At 64.8% G+C, this 21,798-nt stretch carries 21 protein-coding genes; 13 read left to right on the plus strand and 8 right to left on the minus strand.

The features are described from left to right. Positions 1-19 precede the first annotated feature (19 nt). Positions 20-1,348: an aspartate aminotransferase family protein gene (locus CEY08_RS19460; RefSeq protein WP_042794935.1), complete on the plus strand. Its 1,329-nt coding sequence runs from the start codon at positions 20-22 to the stop codon at positions 1,346-1,348. Between the two features lie 52 nt (positions 1,349-1,400). Further along, positions 1,401-2,417 (plus strand): amino acid ABC transporter substrate-binding protein, encoded by a 1,017-nt coding sequence (locus CEY08_RS19465; RefSeq protein ID WP_076815259.1) that lies wholly within the window; start codon positions 1,401-1,403, stop codon positions 2,415-2,417. Between the two features lie 56 nt (positions 2,418-2,473). Here the strand turns inward: CEY08_RS19465 and CEY08_RS19470 are convergent, their stop codons facing one another. Continuing rightward, on the minus strand, positions 2,474-3,796 hold the full coding sequence (locus CEY08_RS19470) for an MFS transporter (RefSeq protein ID WP_063640194.1): 1,323 nt from the start codon (positions 3,794-3,796) through the stop codon (positions 2,474-2,476). Between the two features lie 222 nt (positions 3,797-4,018). Here CEY08_RS19470 and cyoA point away from each other — a divergent pair, with 222 nt between their 5' ends. The 7 genes from cyoA to CEY08_RS19505 all read left to right on the plus strand — a co-directional run bounded on the left by cyoA (position 4,019) and on the right by CEY08_RS19505 (position 11,626). Next, on the plus strand, positions 4,019-5,059 hold the full coding sequence (gene cyoA / locus CEY08_RS19475; protein ID WP_076817882.1) for a ubiquinol oxidase subunit II: 1,041 nt from the start codon (positions 4,019-4,021) through the stop codon (positions 5,057-5,059). A gap of 73 nt (positions 5,060-5,132) precedes the next feature. After that, positions 5,133-7,136 carry a cytochrome o ubiquinol oxidase subunit I gene (gene cyoB / locus CEY08_RS19480; RefSeq protein WP_063640193.1) on the plus strand — a complete coding sequence of 668 codons (2,004 nt, stop codon included), beginning with the start codon at positions 5,133-5,135 and terminating at the stop codon, positions 7,134-7,136. Continuing rightward, positions 7,129-7,770 carry a cytochrome o ubiquinol oxidase subunit III gene (gene cyoC / locus CEY08_RS19485; protein WP_076815261.1) on the plus strand — a complete coding sequence of 214 codons (642 nt, stop codon included), beginning with the start codon at positions 7,129-7,131 and terminating at the stop codon, positions 7,768-7,770. Before cyoB ends, cyoC begins: the two co-directional genes overlap by 8 nt. Then, entirely contained in the window at positions 7,767-8,171 is a 405-nt protein-coding gene (gene cyoD / locus CEY08_RS19490) for a cytochrome o ubiquinol oxidase subunit IV (protein WP_042794939.1), read from the plus strand. Before cyoC ends, cyoD begins: the two co-directional genes overlap by 4 nt. Next, positions 8,171-8,950 carry an SURF1 family protein gene (locus CEY08_RS19495; protein WP_076815263.1) on the plus strand — a complete coding sequence of 260 codons (780 nt, stop codon included), beginning with the start codon at positions 8,171-8,173 and terminating at the stop codon, positions 8,948-8,950. The genes cyoD and CEY08_RS19495 overlap by 1 nt, the downstream gene beginning before the upstream one ends. Before the next feature lie 114 nt (positions 8,951-9,064). Beyond that, positions 9,065-10,171 carry a porin gene (locus CEY08_RS19500; RefSeq protein WP_063640190.1) on the plus strand — a complete coding sequence of 369 codons (1,107 nt, stop codon included), beginning with the start codon at positions 9,065-9,067 and terminating at the stop codon, positions 10,169-10,171. A 129-nt stretch (positions 10,172-10,300) separates the two neighbouring features. After that, positions 10,301-11,626: a ParB/Srx family N-terminal domain-containing protein gene (locus tag CEY08_RS19505; protein ID WP_076815266.1), complete on the plus strand. Its 1,326-nt coding sequence runs from the start codon at positions 10,301-10,303 to the stop codon at positions 11,624-11,626. A 23-nt stretch (positions 11,627-11,649) separates the two neighbouring features. Here the strand turns inward: CEY08_RS19505 and CEY08_RS19510 are convergent, their stop codons facing one another. Further along, entirely contained in the window at positions 11,650-12,255 is a 606-nt protein-coding gene (locus CEY08_RS19510) for a glutathione S-transferase family protein (RefSeq protein WP_076815267.1), read from the minus strand. 118 nt (positions 12,256-12,373) lie between these two features. Between CEY08_RS19510 and CEY08_RS19515 the strand changes: the two genes are divergently transcribed. The 3 genes from CEY08_RS19515 (at position 12,374) to CEY08_RS19525 (ending at position 14,719) form a co-directional block, all read left to right on the plus strand. Then, on the plus strand, positions 12,374-13,357 hold the full coding sequence (locus tag CEY08_RS19515; protein WP_063640187.1) for a helix-turn-helix transcriptional regulator: 984 nt from the start codon (positions 12,374-12,376) through the stop codon (positions 13,355-13,357). Between the two features lie 98 nt (positions 13,358-13,455). Next, complete coding sequence (gene gvpU / locus CEY08_RS30000; protein ID WP_170946337.1) at positions 13,456-13,902, plus strand: gas vesicle accessory protein GvpU; 447 nt, start codon at positions 13,456-13,458, stop codon at positions 13,900-13,902. Positions 13,903-14,023: 121 nt separating this feature from the next. Further along, positions 14,024-14,719, plus strand: coding sequence for a pentapeptide repeat-containing protein (locus CEY08_RS19525; RefSeq protein WP_042794945.1), 696 nt, complete (start codon positions 14,024-14,026; stop codon positions 14,717-14,719). On the opposite strand, the gene CEY08_RS19530 is transcribed toward CEY08_RS19525, so the two are convergent. The 3 genes from CEY08_RS19530 to CEY08_RS19540 all read right to left on the minus strand — a co-directional run bounded on the left by CEY08_RS19530 (position 14,687) and on the right by CEY08_RS19540 (position 16,857). Next, positions 14,687-15,697, minus strand: coding sequence for a bifunctional helix-turn-helix transcriptional regulator/GNAT family N-acetyltransferase (locus CEY08_RS19530; protein WP_076815270.1), 1,011 nt, complete (start codon positions 15,695-15,697; stop codon positions 14,687-14,689). The genes CEY08_RS19525 and CEY08_RS19530 overlap by 33 nt on opposite strands. A 96-nt stretch (positions 15,698-15,793) precedes the next feature. Next, positions 15,794-16,438: a DNA-3-methyladenine glycosylase I gene (locus CEY08_RS19535; protein ID WP_076815272.1), complete on the minus strand. Its 645-nt coding sequence runs from the start codon at positions 16,436-16,438 to the stop codon at positions 15,794-15,796. Positions 16,439-16,446: 8 nt separating this feature from the next. After that, on the minus strand, positions 16,447-16,857 hold the full coding sequence (locus tag CEY08_RS19540; protein ID WP_042794947.1) for a lysozyme inhibitor LprI family protein: 411 nt from the start codon (positions 16,855-16,857) through the stop codon (positions 16,447-16,449). A 99-nt stretch (positions 16,858-16,956) separates the two neighbouring features. Here CEY08_RS19540 and CEY08_RS19545 point away from each other — a divergent pair, with 99 nt between their 5' ends. Then, a complete protein-coding gene (locus CEY08_RS19545) occupies positions 16,957-17,772 on the plus strand; it encodes a metallophosphoesterase (RefSeq protein ID WP_042794948.1) in 816 nt (271 codons plus the stop codon). Here CEY08_RS19545 and CEY08_RS19550 read toward each other — a convergent pair. From CEY08_RS19550 to CEY08_RS19560, 3 genes are all read right to left on the minus strand, one after another. Continuing rightward, entirely contained in the window at positions 17,762-19,861 is a 2,100-nt protein-coding gene (locus tag CEY08_RS19550) for a TonB-dependent siderophore receptor (protein ID WP_076817884.1), read from the minus strand. The genes CEY08_RS19545 and CEY08_RS19550 overlap by 11 nt on opposite strands. A gap of 199 nt (positions 19,862-20,060) precedes the next feature. Next, the gene (locus CEY08_RS19555) at positions 20,061-20,492 is read right to left on the minus strand and encodes a YciI family protein (RefSeq protein ID WP_042794950.1); all 432 of its coding nucleotides are present in this window, start codon (positions 20,490-20,492) and stop codon (positions 20,061-20,063) included. A 198-nt stretch (positions 20,493-20,690) separates the two neighbouring features. Then, a complete protein-coding gene (locus tag CEY08_RS19560; RefSeq protein WP_076815274.1) occupies positions 20,691-21,740 on the minus strand; it encodes an NADP(H)-dependent aldo-keto reductase in 1,050 nt (349 codons plus the stop codon). Between the last annotated feature and the right edge of the window lie 58 nt (positions 21,741-21,798).

The raw sequence follows: 21,798 nt of genomic DNA on the forward strand, positions 1-21,798 counted from the left end.
CACGCCACGGAGTGTAAACATGGATGAAACCCTGCGCGCCGCCGCCCGCGAATACCTCGTACGCTACGGCGGCGATACCTTCCCCAACCTGTTCACGTCCGCCCGCGGCGCCATCGTGCGCGACGATACCGGGCGCGAGATCCTGGATTTCACCTCGGGCCAAATGTGCGCCACCATCGGCCACAACCATCCCGCCATCGTCGAAGCCGTGCACAAGGCGGGCGAAACCGCCTTCCACTTCTTCAGCGGCATGATCCCCGAAGCCGTGGCCCAGCTGGCGGCCACCGTGGCGCGCGACTGGATGCCCGCCGGCCTGAGCAAGTCCATCTTCGTCAACACCGGTTCGGAAAGCAACGAGATCGCCCTGCGCATGGCCAAGATGCACAAGAGCGGCTTCGAGATCCTGGCCATTGGCGGATCCTGGCACGGCGTGACCAGCGGCGCGGGCTCGGTATCCTACGCAAGCGACCGCAAGGGTTATGGCGTACCGCCGGCCGGCGTGTACGTCATGCCGGAGCCCAACGCCTACCGCCCCTATATCGCCGGCATGGACGCCGAGCAATCGGCGCTGGCCTGCCTGGAGATCGGCCTGAAGATGTTCGACATGGCTTCCGCCGGCAGGCCGGCCGCCATCATCGTCGAACCCGTCATCAGCGCGGGCGGCGTGCTGGTGCCACCCAAGTCCTATATGCAGGCGCTGCGGCAGGCGGCCGATGCACGCGGCATGCTGCTGATCTTCGACGAAGCGCAGACCGCCTTCGGCCGCATCGGCTACCGCAGCGGCGCGGAGTACTTCGGCGTCACCCCCGACATCATGAGCGTGTCCAAGACACTAGGCGGCGGCCTGCCGCTGGCCGCCGCCGTGACCACGCCCGCCATTGAACAGGACGTGCACGAGAAGGGCTTCACCTTCTATACCAGCCATGTCTCCGATCCGCTGCCGGCCACCGTGGGCCTGGCCGTGCTGGACACGATCCAGCGCGAAGGGCTGATCGAGCGCGCGCGCACGCAGGGCGACTACCTGCGCCGCGGCCTGCTGGAACTGCAGCAGCGCCACGAAGCCATCGGCGACGTGCGCGGCCTGGGACTGCTGCTGGGCGTGGAGCTGGTGCGGGACCGCAATACCCGCGAGCCCTATCACCAGCTCGGCGCCCTGACCACGCAGCGCTGCTTCGAACTCGGCCTGTCCATGAACATCCGACGCCGTCCCGAACGCGGCTCGGTGTGGCGGATCGCGCCGCCGTTAACAGTGAGCAATGCAGAGATCGACCGCGCCATCGCCATCCTGGACCAGGCCCTGACCGAGAGCCTGGACAAGATCGCCAGGCCGGCGGCAAGCCACGCCTGAAGGCACCCTTCCGCAACGCATCCGGCGCCGGCCCGCCCGGCAGGAGAACGACATGCACCGACGCACATTCGCCATCTGCGCCCTGGCGCTGGCCGCCGTATCCAGCCAGGCGCTTGCCGGCCCCACGCTCGACACCGTCCGCAAGCGCGGCTACCTGCAATGCGGCGTGTCGACCGGCATACAGGGATTTTCGGCGCCCGACAGCAAAGGAACCTGGCACGGACTGGACGTGGATATGTGCCGCGCCATCGCGGCGACGATCTTCAATGATGCGACGAAGTACCGCCTGACGCCGCTCACGACGCAGGCCCGCTTCACCGCGCTGCAATCCGGCGAGGTCGACGTACTCACACGCAACGTCACGCCCACGATGGCCCGCGACACCACGCTCGGCCTGCTGAGCGTGGCGGTCAACTACTACGACAGCCAGGGGGTCATGGTATCCAGCAAGCTTGGGGTCAAGGCGCTGCGCGAACTGGACGGCGCCACCATCTGCGTGCAACCGGGGACCGTGACCGAACTCGATCTCGCGGACTGGTTCCGGTCTCAGTCGCTGCGCTTCAAGCCCGTGGTCATCGAAAAATACGATGAGATCGTGCGCGCCTTCTCGGCGGGACGCTGCGACGCCTTCACTTCGGACAAGTCGCAACTGGCGGCGTCGCGCATGACGCTGGAAAATCCCGACACCTACGTGATCCTGGACGAGAACATCTCCAAAAGCCCGCTCGGCCCCATGGTGCGCCAGGGCGACGACAACTGGGTCAACATCGTGCGCTGGTCACTCAACGCAATGCTGGAAGCCGAGGAATTCGGCATCACCTCATCGAACGTCGACGCGCAGCTCAAAGCCAACAGCCCCAACGTGCAGCGCATCCTGGGCGTTACCCCCGGCATGGGGCGCAACATGGGCGTGGACGACAAGTGGGCGTACCACATCGTCAAGCAGGTGGGGAACTATGGCGAAAGCTATGAGCGCAACCTGGGCATGAGCAGCCCGATGAAGCTGCCACGGGCGCTGAACGCGCAATGGCGCGATGGCGGATTGATGTACGGCTGGCCGGTGCGCTAGCCGGCGCTTCGGGAGACCCGGCCGCGCCCGCGGAAGATCCGCGGGCGCGGCCTTTTTCAATCCCGCGTTTCGAGAACCTTGTTGACGCGCAATGCCACCAAGGTGCATGCCGCGCCCGACAGCAGGTAGATGCTGACCGCCACCAGTCCAAAGCGCGCAGACAGGCCCAAGGCGACCAGCGGCGCGAACGCCGCGCCGATCAGCCACGCCATGTCGGAGGTCAAGGCCGCGCCCGTGTAGCGAAAACGGCGCGTGAAATTCGCGGTGACGGTGCCCGAGGCCTGGCCATAAGACAGCCCCAGCAGCACGAAGCCCACCAGGATGAAAGCATCCTGCGCCTTGGGCCCGCCGCCCAGCAGCCACGGCGTGAACAGCGCAAACACGGCGATCAACGCGGCCAGCAGGCCCAGCGTGGTGCGCCGGCCGATGCGATCGGCCAGCCAGCCCGATGCAATGGTGCCCAGGATGCCCAGCACGGCGCCTATGATCTGCACGACCAGCACGTCCTGGATCTGCTGGGTCGCGCTTACTGCAATCCAGGACAGCGGGAATACCGTGACCAGATGGAACAAGGCATAACTGGCCAGCGCCGCAAACGCGCCGATGAACAGGTTGTAGCCTTGCTCGCGCACCATCTGCGTGGTGCTGATGGGTTCGAGTTCGCCCTCTTCCAGCAATTGCGTGTATTCCTCGGTCACCACCAACCGCAGCCGCGCAAACAAGGCCACCACGTTGATCGCGAATGCCACGAAGAAGGGATAGCGCCAGCCCCACTCCAGGAAGTCGGCTTCGGTCAGCGTGACATGCAGGAAGAGGAACAGCGCGCTGGCCACCATGAAGCCCACCGGCGCGCCCAGCTGGCCCAGCATCGCATACCAGCCCCGGCGATTGGGCGGCGCATTCAAGGCCAGTAGCGAAGGCAGGCCGTCCCAGGACCCGCCCAAGGCCAGTCCCTGCAGGCACCGAAACACCGCCAGCAGCGTGATCGCGTGCGCCCCGATGACGTTGTAGCCGGGCAGGAAAGCCATGCCCACCGTGGCCGTTCCCAGCAGGAACAAGGCAATGGTGAGCTTGGTCGCTCGCCCCCAGCGCCGCTGCGCAGCCATCGACAGCGCCGTGCCGATGGGCCGCATGATGAACGCGAACGAGAAGATGACGAAGGACCAGAGCGTGCCTTCCAGCCGCGGTTCGAAGGGGAAGAAGACCTGCGGAAACACGAGCACGCAGGCAATGCCGAACACGAAGAAATCAAAGTACTCGGAGGCCCGTCCAACCACCACGCCCACCGCGATTTCCCCTGGCGCCACCTTGGCGTGGCTGCCGTCGCCGGCCGCGGGGAATGATGGAGCATGACCGGGATATTGCGTGGTGGTCGCCATGTGAATGCTCGCTGAAAGGAGGTTCGGAACAGCCTGGCCTACGATCCTGAAACACACCTGCGCGCCCGGAGCCCATATCGCGCAGAGCCGCCCCGTTATTGGTATGCAGCCCTGGTCCGCGCGCCTTGCCCTGCACATTTTTGTTCTTTTTACCCTAGATTTTTCGCGGCTTCCAGCGTAGTGTTGCGTTTACTTCCCACGGTTACGTTTCGGGGTATGGTCATGCCGTCCTTCCCAAGGTTCCGCGGATTGATCATGGTTGCCGCTCTGCCATTGCTCGCCGGATGCAATGCGGTCCTGCTCTCGCCATCAGGCGACGTCGCGTTGCAGCAGCGGAATCTGATCATCATTTCAACCGGCTTGATGCTGCTGATCATCGTGCCGGTGATCTTCCTGACCTTCCTGTTCGCGTGGCGTTACCGGGCCAGCAACAAGGATGCGCACTACGACCCTGAATGGAACCACTCCACGGTGCTGGAGCTCCTGATCTGGGCGGCGCCGCTGCTGATCATCATTGCGCTGGGCGCGCTCACATGGGTCAGCACGCACCAGCTGGATCCCTACCGCCCGCTTGCACGCCTGTCCGAGGGCCGCGAAGTGCCGCCCGACACCAAACCGCTGGTGGTGGAAGTGGTGGCGCTGGACTGGAAGTGGCTGTTCATCTATCCCGAGCAAGGCATTGCGGCGGTGAACGAAATGGCGGCCCCCGTGGACCGCCCGATCCAGTTCAGGATCACGTCGTCCACGGTCATGAATTCCTTCTTCGTGCCCGCGCTGGCGGGCCAGATCTACGCCATGCCTGGCATGCAGACCACGCTGCACGCAGTGATCAACCATCCCGGCGAATACGAAGGCCTGTCCGCCAACTACAGCGGCTCGGGCTTTTCAGGCATGCGCTTCAAGTTCCACGGCGTGGACCAGCAGGGCTTCGACAAATGGGTGGCCAACGCGCGCGCGTCCAAGGCCGCGCTCGACCGCGAGTCCTATCTGAAGCTGGAACAGCCCAGCGAACGCAACCCGGTGCAGCTCTATGCCTCCAGCGCGCCCGGCCTGTTCGAGGCGATCGTCAACCGCTGTGTCGAGCCCAACCGCATGTGCATGCGCGACGCAATGGCCATCGATGCGCAAGGCGGCATGGGCATACCCGGCGCGCTCAATGTCACGACGCTGGACGCGGAAACGCGGGAGCGCCTGGGACTGACGGGCGCCCCGCGCAAGTATGTGGGCGCGATGTGCACTGCCACCGAAGGACTGGTCCTGTAGCGGATCGCCGGCGACCGGCGATCCGGATGATGCAAGGGCTTCGTGAAATTGTGGTCTTTTTGCTGGAATCGAAATGCCTGACCAACCAGACCTCACCAAGCTGATCTTCGGTAAGTTGACCTGGGAAGCCATTCCCTTGCACGAACCGATCCTGCTCGTCACCTTCATCATGGTCGCCATCGGCGGCATCGCGGTGCTGGGGGCCATCACCTACTACGGAAAGTGGGGCTATCTGTGGCGCGAATGGTTCACCAGCATCGACCACAAGAAGATCGGCATCATGTACGTCATCCTGGGTATCGTGATGCTGCTGCGCGGCTTCGCCGACGCCATCATGATGCGCCTGCAGCAGGCGGTGGCGTTCGGCGATTCGATGGGCTACCTGCCGCCGCACCACTACGACCAGATCTTCACCGCGCACGGCGTGATCATGATCTTCTTCGTGGCCATGCCGCTGGTCACGGGCCTGATGAACTACATCGTGCCCTTGCAGATCGGCGCGCGCGACGTGGCCTTTCCGTTCTTGAACAACTTCAGCTTCTGGATGACCACGGGCGGCGTGATCCTGGTCATGATGTCGCTGTTCGTGGGCGAATTCGCGCGTACCGGCTGGCTGGCGTATCCACCGTTATCCGGCATCATGCAGAGTCCCGACGTGGGCGTCGATTACTACATCTGGGCCTTGCAGATCGCGGGGGTGGGAACGCTGCTGTCCGGCGTCAACCTGCTGGTCACCATTGTCAAGATGCGCGCGCCGGGCATGACGATGATGCGCATGCCCATCTTCACCTGGACCGCGCTGTGCACCAACGTGCTGATCGTGGCCGCCTTCCCGGTGCTGACCGCGGTGCTGGCGCTGCTGTCGATGGACCGCTATGTCGGCACCAACTTCTTCACCGCGGACTTCGGCGGCAACGCCATGATGTACGTGAACCTGATCTGGATCTGGGGCCACCCCGAGGTCTACATCCTGATCCTGCCGGCGTTCGGCATCTTCTCCGAGGTGGTTTCCACCTTCTGCCGCAAGCGCCTCTTTGGCTACGCGTCCATGGTGTACGCCACGGTCGTGATCACGGTGCTGTCGTACCTGGTGTGGCTGCACCATTTCTTCACCATGGGGTCCGGGGCCAGCGTGAACTCGTTCTTCGGGATCACCACCATGATCATCTCGATCCCGACGGGCGCCAAGATCTTCAACTGGCTGTTCACCATGTACCACGGGCGCATCCGCTTCGAGGTCCCGATGCTGTGGACCCTGGGCTTCATGGTGACCTTCGTGATCGGCGGCATGACGGGCGTGCTGCTGGCCGTGCCGCCCGCCGACTTCGTCCTGCACAACAGCCTGTTCCTGATCGCGCACTTCCATAACGTGATCATCGGCGGCGTGCTCTTCGGGCTGATGGCCGGCATCACGTACTGGTTCCCAAAGGCTTTCGGCTACAAGCTGGATCCGTTCTGGGGCAAGTGCTCGTTCTGGTTCTGGCTGGTGGGCTTCTATGTCGCCTTCATGCCGCTGTACGTACTGGGGCTGATGGGCGTGACGCGCCGCGTAAACCACTTCGAGGACATGTCCCTGCAGATCTGGTTCCAGGTGGCGGCCTTCGGCGCGCTGCTGATCGCCTGCGGCATCGCCAGTTTCCTGATCCAGCTAGTGGTCAGCTACCGTCGGCGCGAATCGCTGCGCGACACCACCGGCGACCCCTGGGACGCGCGCACCCTGGAATGGTCGACTTCGTCGCCGCCGCCCAACTACAACTTCGCCTTTACGCCGCGTGTGCATGACCAGGACGCCTGGTGGCAGATGAAGCAACACGGCTACGTGCGGCCGCAGCAGGGCTTCATCCCCATCCACATGCCCAAGAACACCTGGGCGGGCATTGTGCTGGCGGGCATCAGCGTGGTCATGGGCTTCGCGTTGATCTGGCACATGTGGCCGCTGACGGTGCTGTCGTTCGCGGCGCTGATCCTGGTGTCCATCGTTCATACCTTCAACTACAAGCGCGACTACTACGTGCCGGCCGAAGAGGTCGTGCGCGCCGAAGACGCCCGCACAAGGTTGCTAGCGAAAAATGTCTGATATCCTGGCCCCCAACCTGCCCGGCGGCGCCGCGCCGCCCGCGGAGCCCGTGTTCTACGTCCCGGGCGAACACCACCCCAAGAACGGCACCCTGCTGGGATTCTGGGTGTACCTGATGAGCGACTGCCTCATCTTCGCCTGCCTGTTCGCGACCTACGGCGTGCTGGGCCGGAACTATGCGGCTGGCCCCTCGGGGGCTGATCTGTTCGACCTGCCGCTGGTGGCGGTGAACACCGCGCTGCTGCTGCTGTCGTCCATTACCTACGGTTTCGCCATGCTGGAGATGCGGCGCAACCGCGTCGGCGCGACCCAGCTATGGCTGGCCGTGACGGGCATCCTGGGACTTGGATTCCTGTCTCTGGAACTGTATGAATTCGCGCACCTGATCCACCAGGGCGCGGGCCCGCAACGCAGCGCCTTCCTGTCGTCCTTCTTCACGCTGGTCGGCACCCACGGGCTGCACGTCACCTTCGGGATCGTTTGGCTGGTGACGATGATGATCCAGGTCCAGATGCACGGACTGATCCCGGAGAACCGCCGCCGCCTGATGTGCCTGTCCATGTTCTGGCACTTCCTGGACTTGATCTGGGTGGGTGTCTTTACCTTCGTGTACCTGATGGGAGTGCTGCCATGACCGCGCACCTGAATCATCCGGCCGATCACGGCCACGGCGGCCATGACCACCACGACGACGATGACGGCGCCGCCCACGGCACGCTCAAGAGCTATGTCACCGGCTTCGTGCTGGCCGCGATCCTGACGGCCATTCCTTTCTGGCTGGTCATGAACCGGGTCTTCTCCGAATCCCGCACCACCGCGCTGGTGATCCTGGCGTTCGCCGTGGTGCAGATCGTGGTCCACATCGTCTACTTCCTGCACATGGACACCAAGTCCGAAAGCGGCTGGAACATGTTGGCGTTAATATTCACGCTGGTGCTGGTCGTAATCACGCTCAGCGGATCCATCTGGATCATGTATCACCTCGACTCCAATATGATGCCCATGTCCACTCACGACATGCGGAAAATGCCCTGATGGCTGCAGTAAACGACTCTACTTCCGGCGACACCTCCTCCCGTAATCCGCGCAGCAAGACGACCCTGGTCATCCTGGGGCTGCTTGCGGTCGCCATTTTCGCGGGCCTCTGCGCCCTGGGCACCTGGCAGGTGCACCGGCTGGCCTGGAAACGCACCCTGATCGCGCAGGTCGAACAGCGCGCCCATGCTGCGCCCGCGCCGGCTCCGGCCAAGGCTGAGTGGCCCGCCCTGACTTCCGACAACGCCGAATACCGCCGCGTCACGGCCACCGGCACCTACCTGTACGACCGCCAGACCCTGGTACAGGCGGCAACCGAACTGGGCAGCGGCTACTGGGTCATGACCCCGCTGCAATTGCCCGAGGGCGGCACGGTGCTGGTCAACCGCGGCTTCGTGCTGCCCGAATGGCGCAAGAGCAAGTCCGCCATACAACAAGCGCCGGAACAGGCCAGCGTCACCGGCCTGCTGCGCATGGGCGAGCCCGGCCATGGTTTCCTGCGCAACAACGACCCCGCCACCAACCTCTGGTACTCGCGCGACCTGCCCGCCATCGCGGCGGCGCGCGGCCTGACCGACGTGGCGCCGTACTTCATCGACGCCGACGCAACGGGCAAGGACGGTAGCGGGCGCACCGCTCCGGTGGGCGGCCTGACCGTGCTCAATTTCCCGAACAATCACCTCAGCTACGCCATCACCTGGTACGCGCTGGCGGCCATGGTGCTGGTCGGCGTATTCATCTTCGTGCGCGAGGAAAAGCGCTCGCGCCGCAAGGGCTGATCCGGCCGGCCGCGGCCGGTGTCCTACAATGGGGGCCGGGAACAGTGCTGGGCGTCATGCTCGGCGTGCTGTTCCCTTTTGTTTTTTACACCCCCTCAACAGGAGTCCCCAAGGATGAAAAAGACGCTGCTCGCAGCCGCAATGTTCACCACTTTTGCAGGCGTTGCTCAGGCAGAATCGTCGGTAACTCTCTATGGTGTCATCGACACCGGCATCGGCTACAACAAGATCAAGGGCGATGGATACGACGGTAGCAAGATAGGCATGATCAACGGCATCCAGGCCGGCTCGCGCTGGGGCCTGCGCGGCGCCGAAGACCTGGGCGACGGCCTGCGCGCTGTGTTCAAACTGGAAAGCGGCTTCGACTCCGCCAACGGCCAGCGTGGGCAATCCGGCCGCCTGTTCGGCCGCCAGGCCACCATCGGCCTGGCCAACGACGCCTGGGGCACGCTGGAGTTCGGCCGCCAGGCCACGGTGGGCTCGAACTACCTTGCGGACATCGATCCCTTCTATACCAGCTACACCCAATCCAACATGGGCCTGGGCTTCAGCGCCGCCAACACCATGCGCTGGGACAACATGGTCATGTACAAGTCGCCTTCGATGAGCGGCTTCGAATTTGGCGTGGGCTACTCGTTCAATGCGGACGACACGGTCGCGGACCAGACCGGCTTTCGCACCGCCGACAACACCCGCGGCATCACCGCCGGCCTGCGCTACGTGCAAGGCCCGGTGAACGTCACGCTGACCTACGACCAGCTCAACGGCTCCAACCGCGGCGCCATCGACCACGACGCCACGCCGCGCCAGTACGCGCTGGGCCTGTCCTATGACCTGGAAGTCGTGAAGCTTGCGGCCGCTTACGGCCGCACCACCGACGGCTGGTTCGTCGGCCAGGACCTGCCGGCCGGCACGCCCTTCAGCGATGAATTCGGCACCAACCGCTTTGTGGATGGCTTCAAGGCCAACTCCTACATGCTCGGCGCCACCCTGCCCATGAGCAGCGCCGGCAGCCTGTTCGCTTCGTGGCAGCACGTGTCGCCGAACAACGACAAGCTGACGGGCGGCGACACCAACATGAACGTCTGGAGCGTGGGCTACACCTACGACCTCTCCAAGCGCACCAACCTGTATGCCTACGGTTCGTACGGCAAGGACTATGCCTTCATCGACGGATTGAAGAGCACGGCCGCCGGTATCGGCGTGCGCCACACGTTCTAAGCAAGACGGCGGAGCGGCTGCGGGGCCGCCTCCGCCCACGCTTGCGGATAAACCGCTACCCGTGCAATCTTCGGGAAACACGCGTCCCTCATGATCGGCCATCTTTGACACCAGATCCCGATACGGACCATGCTCCCGAAACCCCGCCCCTTGCACGCCTTCCCGCTCTATCGACAACGCCTGCTGCGCGCGCTGGCCGCGACCTTGCTGCCGCTTGCGCTTGCAGCATGCAACGGCGGCGACGGCGACGATGACGACGAACCCGTCGCCGTCGCACCGCCGCCCGCAGAGGAAACCCCGCCGCCCGCCGAGACCCAGCCCCCGCGCAATACGGCCTATCTGGAGGCAAAGCCGGGCGACGTGATTCAGGTCCGCATCGAGGAATTGCACCCTACCCAGGCCGCCATTGGCTACGACCAGATCTATTACAAGCTGGGCCGCTGGCAGGGCGACTTCGAGCGCCCGACCTGGGCCGACAAGCCGGTCCAGCAACTGGACTACCTGAATCGCACCGTCGGCAAGAAGTTCGACGACTACTGTGAAGACATGGGCGGCACCGAGCGCGCGCAAGCCTTCCAGACCATCGCCGAGGCGCGCGCCGCGCGCCTGGACCAGCCCGCAACCTACGCCTGCAAGGACGCTCCCGGCACCCATGCAGCCAATCTCAAGACGGTGGTAGTCGGCTGGGACGGCAATCTTTACCTGACCGATGGCCATCACACGTTCTCGTCACTGCGCGAAATTGCGGACGGCGGGCCCAAGCTGCCCGTCTGGGTCAAGGTGGACGCCAACTACAGCAGCCTGCCCAACGCGGCGGCCTTCTGGCAGCGCATGGTCGACGAACGCCGCGCCTGGCTGCGCGACGGCCAGAACCAACCCATCACGGTGGACCAACTGCCTGCGCGGCTGGGACTGCCCAATGCCCAGGAAGCCGGCGGCATGCAGGAAGACCGCTATCGGTCGCTGGTCTACTTCACCCGCGACATCGCCTACAGCAACGGCAACCTGCCGGAATTCGCCGAGTTCCTGTGGGGCGACTGGCTGCGTCGCCAGGCGGCGGGCGGCCAGCTTCCGGGATTGGACCAGTACAAGATGATGGCGCCGGCCCTGCCCGCGCAGATCCTCGCCGTCAGTACGCTGGACAAGAGCCTGGCCGCCGCTGGCGCGAATGACAGCTATGCCGCCGCGGTGCGCGACGCGTCCCTGAAGATGGCTGCGCTCAAGGACACCGACATCGTCTTCGGCGACCGCGATGCTGCCGGCCTGGGGCGCATTGCCCTGGCGCCCGATGCCGCCAGCGGTTCGCCCACCAAGAAAGCGCGCGATACCCTGGAGGAATTGCCGCGCAATGATGCCAAGGCCGACGGCAGCCCTCGAGGCGCCGGCAAGCTGTGGTTCGCGGTGAACTACCGCAACTGCGGCAAACCCGCCGCCGGCAGCTGCTGGGGCTGGTAGCAGGCCATGCCGGCTACGCGGCCCTAGGCGTCTATCTGCATGGCGGGTCGGGCCTGTACCCGGCCCAGCCAAGCCTGCACATGGGGGTGCGAACCCACCCGGGCGCCTAGATAAGCGCTATAGCCAATCACCGAACCCACCACCAGGTCGGCCAAGGAGTACGCGGTGCCCAGTATCCAGGGCCCGCGCGACAGATGGCCGTCCAGCACCTCCAGCAAGGTATCCACATCCCGTAGAACGCGCTCCGCCTCGGCGCCGCCAGGCGCGTCCTCGCCCTGCGTGGCGAGGTACAGACGCATGACAGCCGCGCCATAGCTGACATAGGACCAGGCGCACCATGACATCGCCAGCAAACGTTCCGGCGTATCGGCGGCGGGCCACAGGCCGCGCTCCACGCCGTAGCGCTCTCCCAGCCACAGCTGGATCGCAAGGGTTTCAAACAGGGGAGCGCCGTCCACCGTCAACGTCGGCACCTTGCCATTCGGATTGAGCGCCAGGAATTCCGGCCGGCGCTGTTCCCCTGCCCTGATGTCCACTTTGACACGCTCGTGCGGCACGGCCAGTTCGGCGAGTGCGCTGGCCACCGGCGTCGCGCTGGACATGGGATGCCAATAGAAAACGATAGACATGGGCAAATCTCCAATTCAATCAAGGGATAAGCGTCGCGGCCCCTGCCGCTGACTACGGTAGCCACTGTAGAGTCCATTGCGGACAGATTCCGCCCTCAATATGGGTTAAGGTGGCGTCATGCTTACCTCCAGCAACCGTCTCCTGCGCCTGCTGTCCCTCCTGCAGACGCGGCGCCATTGGGCCGGCACCGAGCTGGCCGCCACGCTGGCCATCCACCCTCGCACGCTGCGGCGCGATATCGACAAGCTGCGTGAACTCGGCTACCCCATCCATGCCAGCAGCGGCGTGGCAGGCGGCTACGCCTTTCGCGCGGGCCATGCCCTGCCGCCCCTGCTGCTGGATGACGACGAAGCGCTGGCCGTGGCGCTTACGCTGCGCACGGCGGCCACGGGCACGGTGGGAGGCATAGAGGAAACCGCGCTACGGGCGCTGGTAAAGCTGGAGCAGGCCATGCCGCAACGCCTGCGGCGCCGGGTGGACGCCCTGCGTTCCGCCATCGTGCCGATACCGCGCGAAGGCGCCGCCGTCGACGCCACGCTGCTGGCGACGCTTGCGGCCGCATGCCGCGACCAGTTGCGGGTCGGCTTCGATTACGCGGACGCCAAGGGCCGCGCCAGCACCCGGCAGGTCGAACCGCAAGGATTGGCGCACACTGGATATCGCTGGTACCTGGTGGCCTGGGATCCGGCACGCGAGGACTGGCGCACCTTCCGCATCGACCGCATCGCGGGGGCTCCGCAAGTCGGCGCGCATTTCGTGCCGCGGCCTCCACCCGAAGGCGGCGACCTGCGCGCATACGTGTCGCGGTCGGTGAACATGGCGCCTCACCCCGAGCCCGCGCGCGTGATCCTGCACGCGCCGCGCGCCGTCATGGCGGCCCGCATTCCGCCTGGGGCCGGCCAGATCGATTCCCTGGATGCGGCCCGCTGCCTGCTGCAATGCCCCGTGCAATCGCTGGACGCGCTGGTGTATTGGCTGATGGCGCTGGACGTGGAGTTCGAAGTGCTGGCCCCCGCTGCCTTGCAGGAGCGCCTGCAACGGGCGGCCGACAGGCTGGCGCGCAGCCTGCAAAAAAACCCCGCCTCCGAAGCGGCGGGATAAGGGTCGGATTTGGCTGTTTTTCGGCCGATCCCACCCTGTGTATTTCGCCGGCAATTCGAGTATCTTGGCTGCTTTCCGGAACATTCCAAGAGCACCCCATGAGCAACGTTACCAACGCCAGCCTGGCCTCTGGCGCCACGCCCGACGCCGACGCCTTCCTGCAATTCCTGGTCAACCTGGTCAACAACGGCAGCCAGATCGAAAGCATCGGCGTCACCCTGCAAATGGGCGGCATGCTGGTATCGGGCTCTATCGTGTCCGGCGCGGAATACTTCGACAGCTTCGCAGCCAGCTTCACGGGGTCGCTGAACACGCTGGACGAAACCACCCGAAAGGCCGTGCACGCCTCGCTGGCCGAATTGGGCGACGTCTTCCGGGTCCCGCAGCCCGCGGATCCACTGCCGAACTACATCCACCTGGCCGACGCGCTGTTCTTCACCGCCGACGGCACTCCCGTCGCCGGACAGCCGACCCTCTGGCGCGGCCGTACCAGCGCGGTCGACGGCTTCGTCCTGGGCCGCCTGCAGGAAGAAGCGGCCGGCTGAAGGCTCCGACCTGCGCAAGCTCTACGTCCGTATCGACCAGGAACTGATCGCTTTCTGCGTGGAAAGCGAAATATTCCAGTAGGCTGTGCGTTTTCCGGACATTCAGGCAGGAACGCAGGGCATGACGCAAGACGCAAACGAGATAGTCACGGGCCAGGAAGTGGACCGCAAGATGATGCAGGCCTTGATCGAACGGTCTGGCGGCCGCCCGCTGTCGTTCCATGACTGCGACTTGCAGGACGCGGATTTCTCGCGCCTGGATCTGCGCGGCGCGCAGTTGACGGCCTGCGCGATCGCCGGCGCCTCCTTCCAGGGCGCCACCCTGGCGGACTCCGCCTGGCTGCGCTGCCGCGGGGGCCAGGTCGATTTCGCCTCTTGCGACGCCAGCGACGCCGTCTTTGAAAACTGCGACCTCAACAATGCCAGTTGGCGCCGCGCCAGGCTGGCCGCCGTCCGATTCCAGGGCTGCAAGCTCACCGGCAGCGACTTCGACGGCATCGCCTGCCTGGGCTGGGCGTTGCAGGAATGCCTGCTGGTCGGCGCGCTGCTGCGCGGTGTGTCGTTTCGCAAGACCGACGTACAGCAGCTGGATTTCTCCGATGCCGACCTGACCGGCAGCGATTTCCGCGACACCGTGTTCCACGGCGGCAGCCTGCGCAACGCCAACCTGAAGAACGTGCGTTTCGAAGGCGCCGACCTGCGCGAAGCCGATCTAGGCGGCCTGGACCTGAATTCGGCCGCGCGCCTGGCAGGCGCCACCATATCCAAGACTCAGGCGGCTGCCCTACTGGCCGAGCTGCGCATCAGCGTGATCTGAGGCGCGCCGGCCGCGGCGGACAAAGCGCTGCTCGACCACCACGCTGCCCCATTGCCTGCCTTCGGATTCTTCCGCCAGCTTGAAGCCCGCGGCCTCGTAGAGATGCCGGGCCGCATCCAGGCCCTTGAAGGTCCACAGATAGGTCTCGTCGTAATGCGCATCGGCAAAGGCCAGGGCCCGCTCAAGCAGGGCGCGGCCCACGCCCATGCCGCGCAGTGACTCATCGACGATGAACCAGCGCAGGTGCGCCTGGCGAGCAGCAAGATCGCCGTCGATGACGATGGAGGCCAGCGCCCTGTCATTGTCCACGTACAACCAGATGTTCTTGCCCGCGGCGGGCAGGCTTTCGGCGAACGCCGCCAGCCCCGTGGCCACCTTGCGCTCGAAATACACCCCGAAACCCGCGGTTTGCGCGTAGTAGCGCGCATGCAGGCCGGCCACGTCGCCAATGCAGCCGGGCAGATAGCCTGCGTGGATCTGCTGGTCGATGCCGCCCGCCTCGACAGCCGGCGCCGTGTTGGGATTCTCGTGCGACAGGGCATCCGCATAAAGGGAGAGAAAACGGATCAGCGACTGCTGGTCCGGCGGCGCCAGTTGCCGCAAGGCGCGCGACACCTGGTCCGTGGCGAACTGGTCGATCTGCGCGCGCAGCTTGTTCCCCGCCGCGCTCAGGTACAGCCGGGACGAGCGGGCGTCTTCGCTGTCCGCCTCGCGGGTGAGCAGCCCCGCCGACTCCAGCTTGGCCACCTGCCGGCTGGTATTGGACTTGTCCAGCCGGAGGATGGCCGCCAGATCGCGCGCCTGGATGCCCGGCTGCAGGCCGATTTCGATAATGGCGTGAACCGCGGACGGCGCCAGCTCGCTGCCCGCCAGCGAGCTGCGCATGAAGCCCAGCTCGCGCACCAGTTTGCGGGAAAACTCCCGCAGGTCCCGGATGGTCTGCTCACGGGATTGGATGGGAACATCGATCAGGTCCATGGCGCGCCTCTAAAGTTGCGGTTCGCAACCAATATACTTGCGAGGCGCAACCAATTCAATCTTTTTCGCGCGGCCCCCGGCGGAACTGATCAGGCCCTATCCGGGCCGCTTGAACTGGGCCCGCGCCGTTTCGACCGCCTGGCGGCAGACGCAGCCGCTCATGTGATCGTTGACCATTCCGACGGCCTGCATGAAGGCGTACATGGTCGTCGGACCGACAAAGGTCCAGCCGCGCTTCTTCAAGGCTTGCGACAGGACCGTCGACGCCGCCGAGGTCGGATTGCCATTCCAGTAGTCCAGGTCCACCGTCGCCGGCCTGTCTTGCGCGGACGGCTCGTGACGCCAGAGCCAGGCCGCCAGCGACCCCGTTTCTTCGGCCAGGGCACACGCGCGCTTGGCATTGTTGATGGCGGACACGATTTTGCTGCGGTTGCGCACAATGCCCGCGTCGCCCATCAGCCGCTCGACGTCGCGCTCGGTGTAGCGCGCCACCCGCTCGAAATCGAAGTCGTCGAAGGCCGCGCGGAACGCCTCGCGCTTGCGCAGGATCGTGATCCACGCCATGCCCGCCTGAAAGCCTTCCAGGCAGATCTTTTCGTACAGGCGGCGGTCGTCCGCCACTGGCCTGCCCCATTCGTGGTCGTGGTAGTCCGGCATGGACGGCTGCCAGAAGCAGCGCGTCACGCCCTGCCCATCCGTGATCAAGCCTGGGTTGCCGTCGCGCATTTCGTTCGTCTTCATGAGGCGGCTTACTGCTTGCCCGGCACGGGGCAGCTCAGGTCGCCTTCCTCGCATTTCAGGTAGGCTTGCAATTCCTTGGTGCGCGCCTGCGTCAGCTTGTCCAGGCACGTGCTCAGCACCATGGGATAGGCGCTGCCGCCGGACGTGCTGCTGGACGCGAAGGCGCATTCCGCGTCGCGGAAGAACAGCCAGGCCTTCTGGGCGGCATGCAGACGGGTCGTTGCGTCCCTGTCATTCTTGAGACGCGCCGTCACCTCCTTGTAGGCGGCGTTCAGGGCGGCATCGGACTTCCGGTACGCCTGATCGGCGCACAGACTCATGTCCGTCTGCGTGGCCGCGTTGCCGCAATCCAGCGGCTGCGCCTGCGCGCTTGCGGCCAGCGCAAGCGCGGCGGCGGCGGTCATGATGGCGATACGCATGGAATTCCTCCTGTGTGGCTGGTGAACGGAGAAAGTGTCGCATGGAACAATGGCCGCTCGCAGCGGCGACCCCGCCGCCGGTGGCCTAAGATGGCGGCTATGAAGATCCAATTGCTCTCAGACCTGCACCTTGAAACCGACCCGGACTTCCTGGCACGGCCCGCGCCGGGCGCGGACCTGCTGGTGCTGGCCGGCGACATAGGCTCGTACCGCCGCGGCTCGCGCATGACCACGGCAGACTTCGGCCTGGGCAGCTACTCGCCGCACAAGGGCTGGCCCACGCCCGTCCTCTACGTGCCGGGCAACCACGAGTATGACAATGTCGATTTCGACGAAACCCATGCGCGGCTGCGCGAGCTTTGCCGCGAACTAGGCATCCACTGGCTGGAACGCGAAACCCTGGTCATCGATGGCGTGCGCTTTGTCGGCACGACGTTGTGGACGGATTTCGACGCGCTGGCCGCGCCTGGCGACACGGTAGGCGCGGCCTTGAAAAAACGTGAAAAGGCATTCCGCGCCGCCAACTTCTATCTGGAGAAGGCCGAGATGCGCCGCAACGGCGCGCCCTTCATGGCCGAGCAGATGCGCGAACAAGGCCTGCTCTGCCAGCAGTGGCTGCAAGACGCCCTGCGCGCGCCCCACGACGGCCCGACCGTGGCTATCACCCACTTCGCCCCGACACTGGCGAGCGCCGATCCGCGCTATGGCGTCACACCCGGCACCGCAGGCTTCTGCAACGCGCTGGACGCCCTGCTGCCCCTGGCCGAGGTGTGGATGCACGGCCATCTCCACTGCCCGCAGGACTATGTGAAGAATGGCTGCCGCATCGTGGCCAACCCGCTGGGCTATGCCAAGAAGGACGAGCAGCAGGACTTCGCGCCGGACCGTCTGTGGGAAGTGGCGTCTAGAACCTGAGGCTGGCGCTCAAGGCATAGGTGCGCGGGTCGCCGGCCTTCACGTAGTCCGGGGACTGGTACAGCCAGTAGCGCTTGTCGGCCAGGTTGTTGATGCCCGCGCGGAACGTGGTCTCGTAACCGTAGATACGCGTGTCGTAGGTCGCGCCGATGTTGACGATGGCGTAGTCCGATACCTGGACCGCGTTGGACGCCCCCAGCATGGTGCTGCCGGTGTACTTCACGTCGGCCCTCAGCTTGAGGCCCGGCAGTTGCGGCACCGAGTATGCGACCTGGCCGGCGGCCACGAATTTCGGCGCGCCCGCGACGCGATTGCCGGTGAAACTGGATCCTTTCTTGTATTCGCTGTCCAGGAACATCAGGCTGCCGCCCACGTTCCAGTTTGTGGCAATGCGCGTGGAGGCGCCCAGCTCCAGCCCCTGATAGATGGACTTACCGTCCTGCACCAGTTCATTGGCGGCGTTCGTGTACTCCGCTTTTTTCTCGATGCGAAAGAGCGCTGCCGTGGCGGCCCAGCCATCCTGGTTGGTCTTGATGCCCAATTCGTATTGCTTGCTCTTGAGCGGGTCCAGCAGCGCGCCGTAGTTGGCATACGTATTGCCCACGGACGAGCCCGGCTCCAGCGATTCGATGTAGCTGGCGTAGGCCATGGTCTGGGGCGTGATGTTGTACATCAGCGCCACCGTCGGCGTCAGCACCCCGCTCTTGTCGTAACGCGAATTACGCGCTCCTGCCGCATCGAAGCCGACCTGTTCGTAGTCGGTGTAGCGCAGGCCGCCCAGCACGGACCAGCCGCCGGTCAGGTCTATGGTGTCGCTCGCGAACAGCGCCTTCTGCGTAATCTCTGCGGCGCGGTACAGGTCCAGGCTGCCCTCGCTGTAATAGGTGTTGGTGTTCTGCGCACGCAAATTACCCGTGCCTTGCAGCTGGTACACGCCGTTGGCGCTGTAGTCGTTCTTCTGCTTTTGCCAGGACGCGCCCGCCACCACCTGATGCTTCAAAGGACCGGTGCTGAACCTGCCTTCGACCATGCCTTGCAATTGGTTGTAGGCGTAGGCCTCGCCGTAGTCCGAGCGGTAGTCCTGGTAATCGCCCGCCTGGTTCTGCAAGAACAGCACCGATTCATTGCGGCGCGTGCGGGTGGAACTGTAGCTGTAGTCGGTGCGCACCGACCAATCGGAAGACAGCTGGTACTTCAGCCCTGTGGAGTAAAAACGGAATTTGTTGTCGGCATATGGCCCCTCGCCCACCAGCCTGCCGTTGTCGTTGCGCACCGGCGAGGGCAGCTCCGAGCCCGCCATCTGGCCGGCGTAGATGGTGGGCTCCTGCCCGATCGCCTTGCGGTCCTGGTAGATGGACTGGAAGTCCCACGTCAGCTTGTCGGTCAGGCGCGCGTCCAGCGCCAGCGACACCGAATCCCGATACAGCGAGCCGCCGTTATAGGTATTGCCCTCTTCATGCGTGGCGTTCAGGCGATAGCCGAAGCGGCCGTCGCCGCCCACGCGCCCGCCCAGATCGACGTGTTCACGCAGGAGGCCCTTGGACACATAGCCCAGCTCGATGCTGCGCACCGGCTCGTCGGTCGGCTTCTTGGTGACATAGTTGATCAGTCCGCCCGGCGAACCGAAGCCGTACATGAAACCGGATGCGCCCTTGAGCAGGTCGATCTGTTCGAAGTGCTCGTAAGGCAAGGTGGTGACGTAGCTAAGGAAGGGCTTGCCGTCGATGCGGTAGGAATTCTGCCAGTCCAGCGGCAGGCCGCGCACGCTCAGGTAGCTTGCCCAGGCGCCGTAGGAGGCGCTGTTGTCGGTGACGGATGCGTCCAGGGCGAACACGTCGCCCAGCTTGCGGACCTGCCGTTCCTCGATATCCGCGGCGGTGACCACGGCCGTGGAAAACGGTGTCTCCAGCTGGCTGCGGCTGCCCAGCGCCCCGCTGTTCACCGGCGCGGACAGATGTTCCCGCGTGTCGTCCACCGATGTCGCGTTGACGGTCACGGCGGGCAACTGGGCTACGCCCTGGGCATCCCCTGCGTCATTCGGAGGCGCCGCCGCGGCGGACTGGGCATGGACACCTGCGGAGTGGGCCATGCCCAGGGTCAGGGCTAAGGCATAGGACGCAACGGCATGCCGCGCTTGCTTGCGCGCGCGGCACTTCCTGACGGAAGCGGAACGGACCACGTTGAATTCTCCAGAGCGGGAGGGGAAGAAATGACGAATTTTATAAATAGGACTGATTCGCAATTATATTATCAACCGCGAACACCCTCATTCCGCTCTGGCCCTGCAGTCACTGCTTGGACGTTTTCTCCAGCTGGTTGCGCAGCCGCTCCTCCTGGGCGCGCAGTTCGGGCGTGAATTCCTCGCCAAAGTCCTCGGCTTCGTACAACGGGCGGATTTCGATGTCGGACGGGCCGGGCATCGGATTGGGACAACGCTTGACCCATTCGATCGCCTCTTGCAGGGACGCGCACTCCCAGATCCAGTAGCCGGCGATCAATTCCTTCGTTTCGGCGAAGGGGCCGTCTATCACCTGCCGGCTGCTGCCCGAAAAGTGCACCCGCGCTCCCTTGGAACTCGGTTTCAGCCCATCGCCCGCCAGCATCACGCCCGCCTTCACCAGCTCCTCGTTGAACCGCCCCATGTCGGCCAGCAACTGCTCGGTGGGCATCACGCCGGCTTCGCTATCGGCAGTCGCCCTGACTTGAACCATGAATCGCATCTCGGTCTCCTTGTGTGGATGGTGGAACTTGCATGCTCCATCCACACGACGAACAGCGCCAGGCGAAATCGACAACGGCCGCGAAAAAAAATGTATCCGCGGCCGGATCCCGCATTTTCGCGCCCATGAAAAAACCCATGACGCCCCGGGAAGCATCATGGGTCCTGGCCAGGCTGGCGGACAGAGAGGATCAGCGCATCAAGGCGCCGGATTCGGCTGGCGGGTGTGGATCTTGTCGATGGCTTCCAGCACCTCGGCCGACAGGGTCACGTCCACGCTGTCGATGTTCTCCTTCAACTGCTCCAGCGTCGTGGCGCCGATCAGGTTGCTGGTGACGAAGGGACGCTGGTTGACCCAGGCCAAGGCCAGGTGCGTAGGCGAGATGCCGTGCGCGCGCGCCAGTTCGACGTACGCGCGGGTGGCGGCCTCGGCCTGCTCGTTGCTGTAGCGGGTGAAGCGGGTGTAGAGCGTCAGGCGGGCGCCGGCGGGGCGCGCGCCGTCCAGGTATTTGCCGCAAAGCATGCCCATCGCCAGCGGCGAATAGGCCAACAGACCCACGTCTTCGTGGTGCGAGTACTCAGACAGGCCGATCTCGTAGACGCGATTCAGCAGGCTGTAGGCGTTCTGGATGGTCGCGATGCGCGGCAAGCCCTTGTTTTCCGCGTGGCGCAGGAACTGCCCGACGCCCCAGGGCGTTTCATTGGACACGCCGATGTGGCGTACCTTGCCGGCCCGCACGAAGTCCTGCAGCACCTCCAGCGTTTCCTCGATCGGCACGGTGTAGTCGTCCTTGACCCAGGGATAGGACAGCTTGCCAAAGGTGGCGGTGCTGCGGTCGGGCCAGTGCAACTGGTACAGGTCCAGATAGTCCGTCTGCAGGCGCTTCAGGCTGGCGTCCAGGGCGGCGGTCAGGTTCTTGCGGTCCAGGTGGGTCTTGCCATCGCGGATGTGGCCGGGACGCTTGGCGTCGCGCACGGGGCCCGCCACTTTGCTGGCCAGCACAATGTCATTGCGACGCTTGCTGCGCGCGAGCCAGGTGCCGATGTAGGTTTCGGTCAGGCCTTGCGTTTCGGGTTTGGGAGGCACCGGGTACATCTCGGCCACGTCAACCAGATTGATGCCCCGTTCCAGCGCGTAGTCCAATTGCTGGTGCGCCTCGGCTTCGGTGTTCTGCTCGCCCCAGGTCATGGTGCCCAGTCCGATCAGGCTGACATCCAGGTCGGTACGGCCGAGTTTGCGGTATTTCAATTTCTGCTCCGTGCGGTGTCGCTTACAAGGGAAGCGACACCTTACTCCAAGACGCGCC

It is taken from the genome of Achromobacter insolitus, assembly GCF_002209555.1.
Classification (GTDB): Bacteria; Pseudomonadota; Gammaproteobacteria; order Burkholderiales; family Burkholderiaceae_B; genus Achromobacter; species Achromobacter insolitus.

What these genes read in the sequence shown, in the direction of transcription:
- CEY08_RS19460 (WP_042794935.1), top strand. Translation starts at nt 20, where the DNA reads ATGGATGAAACCCTGCGCGCCGCCGCCCGCGAATACCTCGTACGCTAC.
- CEY08_RS19465 (WP_076815259.1), top strand. Translation starts at nt 1,401, where the DNA reads ATGCACCGACGCACATTCGCCATCTGCGCCCTGGCGCTGGCCGCCGTA.
- CEY08_RS19470 (WP_063640194.1), bottom strand. Translation starts at nt 3,796, where the DNA reads ATGGCGACCACCACGCAATATCCCGGTCATGCTCCATCATTCCCCGCG.
- cyoA (WP_076817882.1), top strand. Translation starts at nt 4,019, where the DNA reads ATGCCGTCCTTCCCAAGGTTCCGCGGATTGATCATGGTTGCCGCTCTG.
- cyoB (WP_063640193.1), top strand. Translation starts at nt 5,133, where the DNA reads ATGCCTGACCAACCAGACCTCACCAAGCTGATCTTCGGTAAGTTGACC.
- cyoC (WP_076815261.1), top strand. Translation starts at nt 7,129, where the DNA reads ATGTCTGATATCCTGGCCCCCAACCTGCCCGGCGGCGCCGCGCCGCCC.
- cyoD (WP_042794939.1), top strand. Translation starts at nt 7,767, where the DNA reads ATGACCGCGCACCTGAATCATCCGGCCGATCACGGCCACGGCGGCCAT.
- CEY08_RS19495 (WP_076815263.1), top strand. Translation starts at nt 8,171, where the DNA reads ATGGCTGCAGTAAACGACTCTACTTCCGGCGACACCTCCTCCCGTAAT.
- CEY08_RS19500 (WP_063640190.1), top strand. Translation starts at nt 9,065, where the DNA reads ATGAAAAAGACGCTGCTCGCAGCCGCAATGTTCACCACTTTTGCAGGC.
- CEY08_RS19505 (WP_076815266.1), top strand. Translation starts at nt 10,301, where the DNA reads ATGCTCCCGAAACCCCGCCCCTTGCACGCCTTCCCGCTCTATCGACAA.
- CEY08_RS19510 (WP_076815267.1), bottom strand. Translation starts at nt 12,255, where the DNA reads ATGTCTATCGTTTTCTATTGGCATCCCATGTCCAGCGCGACGCCGGTG.
- CEY08_RS19515 (WP_063640187.1), top strand. Translation starts at nt 12,374, where the DNA reads ATGCTTACCTCCAGCAACCGTCTCCTGCGCCTGCTGTCCCTCCTGCAG.
- gvpU (WP_170946337.1), top strand. Translation starts at nt 13,456, where the DNA reads ATGAGCAACGTTACCAACGCCAGCCTGGCCTCTGGCGCCACGCCCGAC.
- CEY08_RS19525 (WP_042794945.1), top strand. Translation starts at nt 14,024, where the DNA reads ATGACGCAAGACGCAAACGAGATAGTCACGGGCCAGGAAGTGGACCGC.
- CEY08_RS19530 (WP_076815270.1), bottom strand. Translation starts at nt 15,697, where the DNA reads ATGGACCTGATCGATGTTCCCATCCAATCCCGTGAGCAGACCATCCGG.
- CEY08_RS19535 (WP_076815272.1), bottom strand. Translation starts at nt 16,438, where the DNA reads ATGAAGACGAACGAAATGCGCGACGGCAACCCAGGCTTGATCACGGAT.
- CEY08_RS19540 (WP_042794947.1), bottom strand. Translation starts at nt 16,857, where the DNA reads ATGCGTATCGCCATCATGACCGCCGCCGCCGCGCTTGCGCTGGCCGCA.
- CEY08_RS19545 (WP_042794948.1), top strand. Translation starts at nt 16,957, where the DNA reads ATGAAGATCCAATTGCTCTCAGACCTGCACCTTGAAACCGACCCGGAC.
- CEY08_RS19550 (WP_076817884.1), bottom strand. Translation starts at nt 19,861, where the DNA reads ATGGCCCACTCCGCAGGTGTCCATGCCCAGTCCGCCGCGGCGGCGCCT.
- CEY08_RS19555 (WP_042794950.1), bottom strand. Translation starts at nt 20,492, where the DNA reads ATGCGATTCATGGTTCAAGTCAGGGCGACTGCCGATAGCGAAGCCGGC.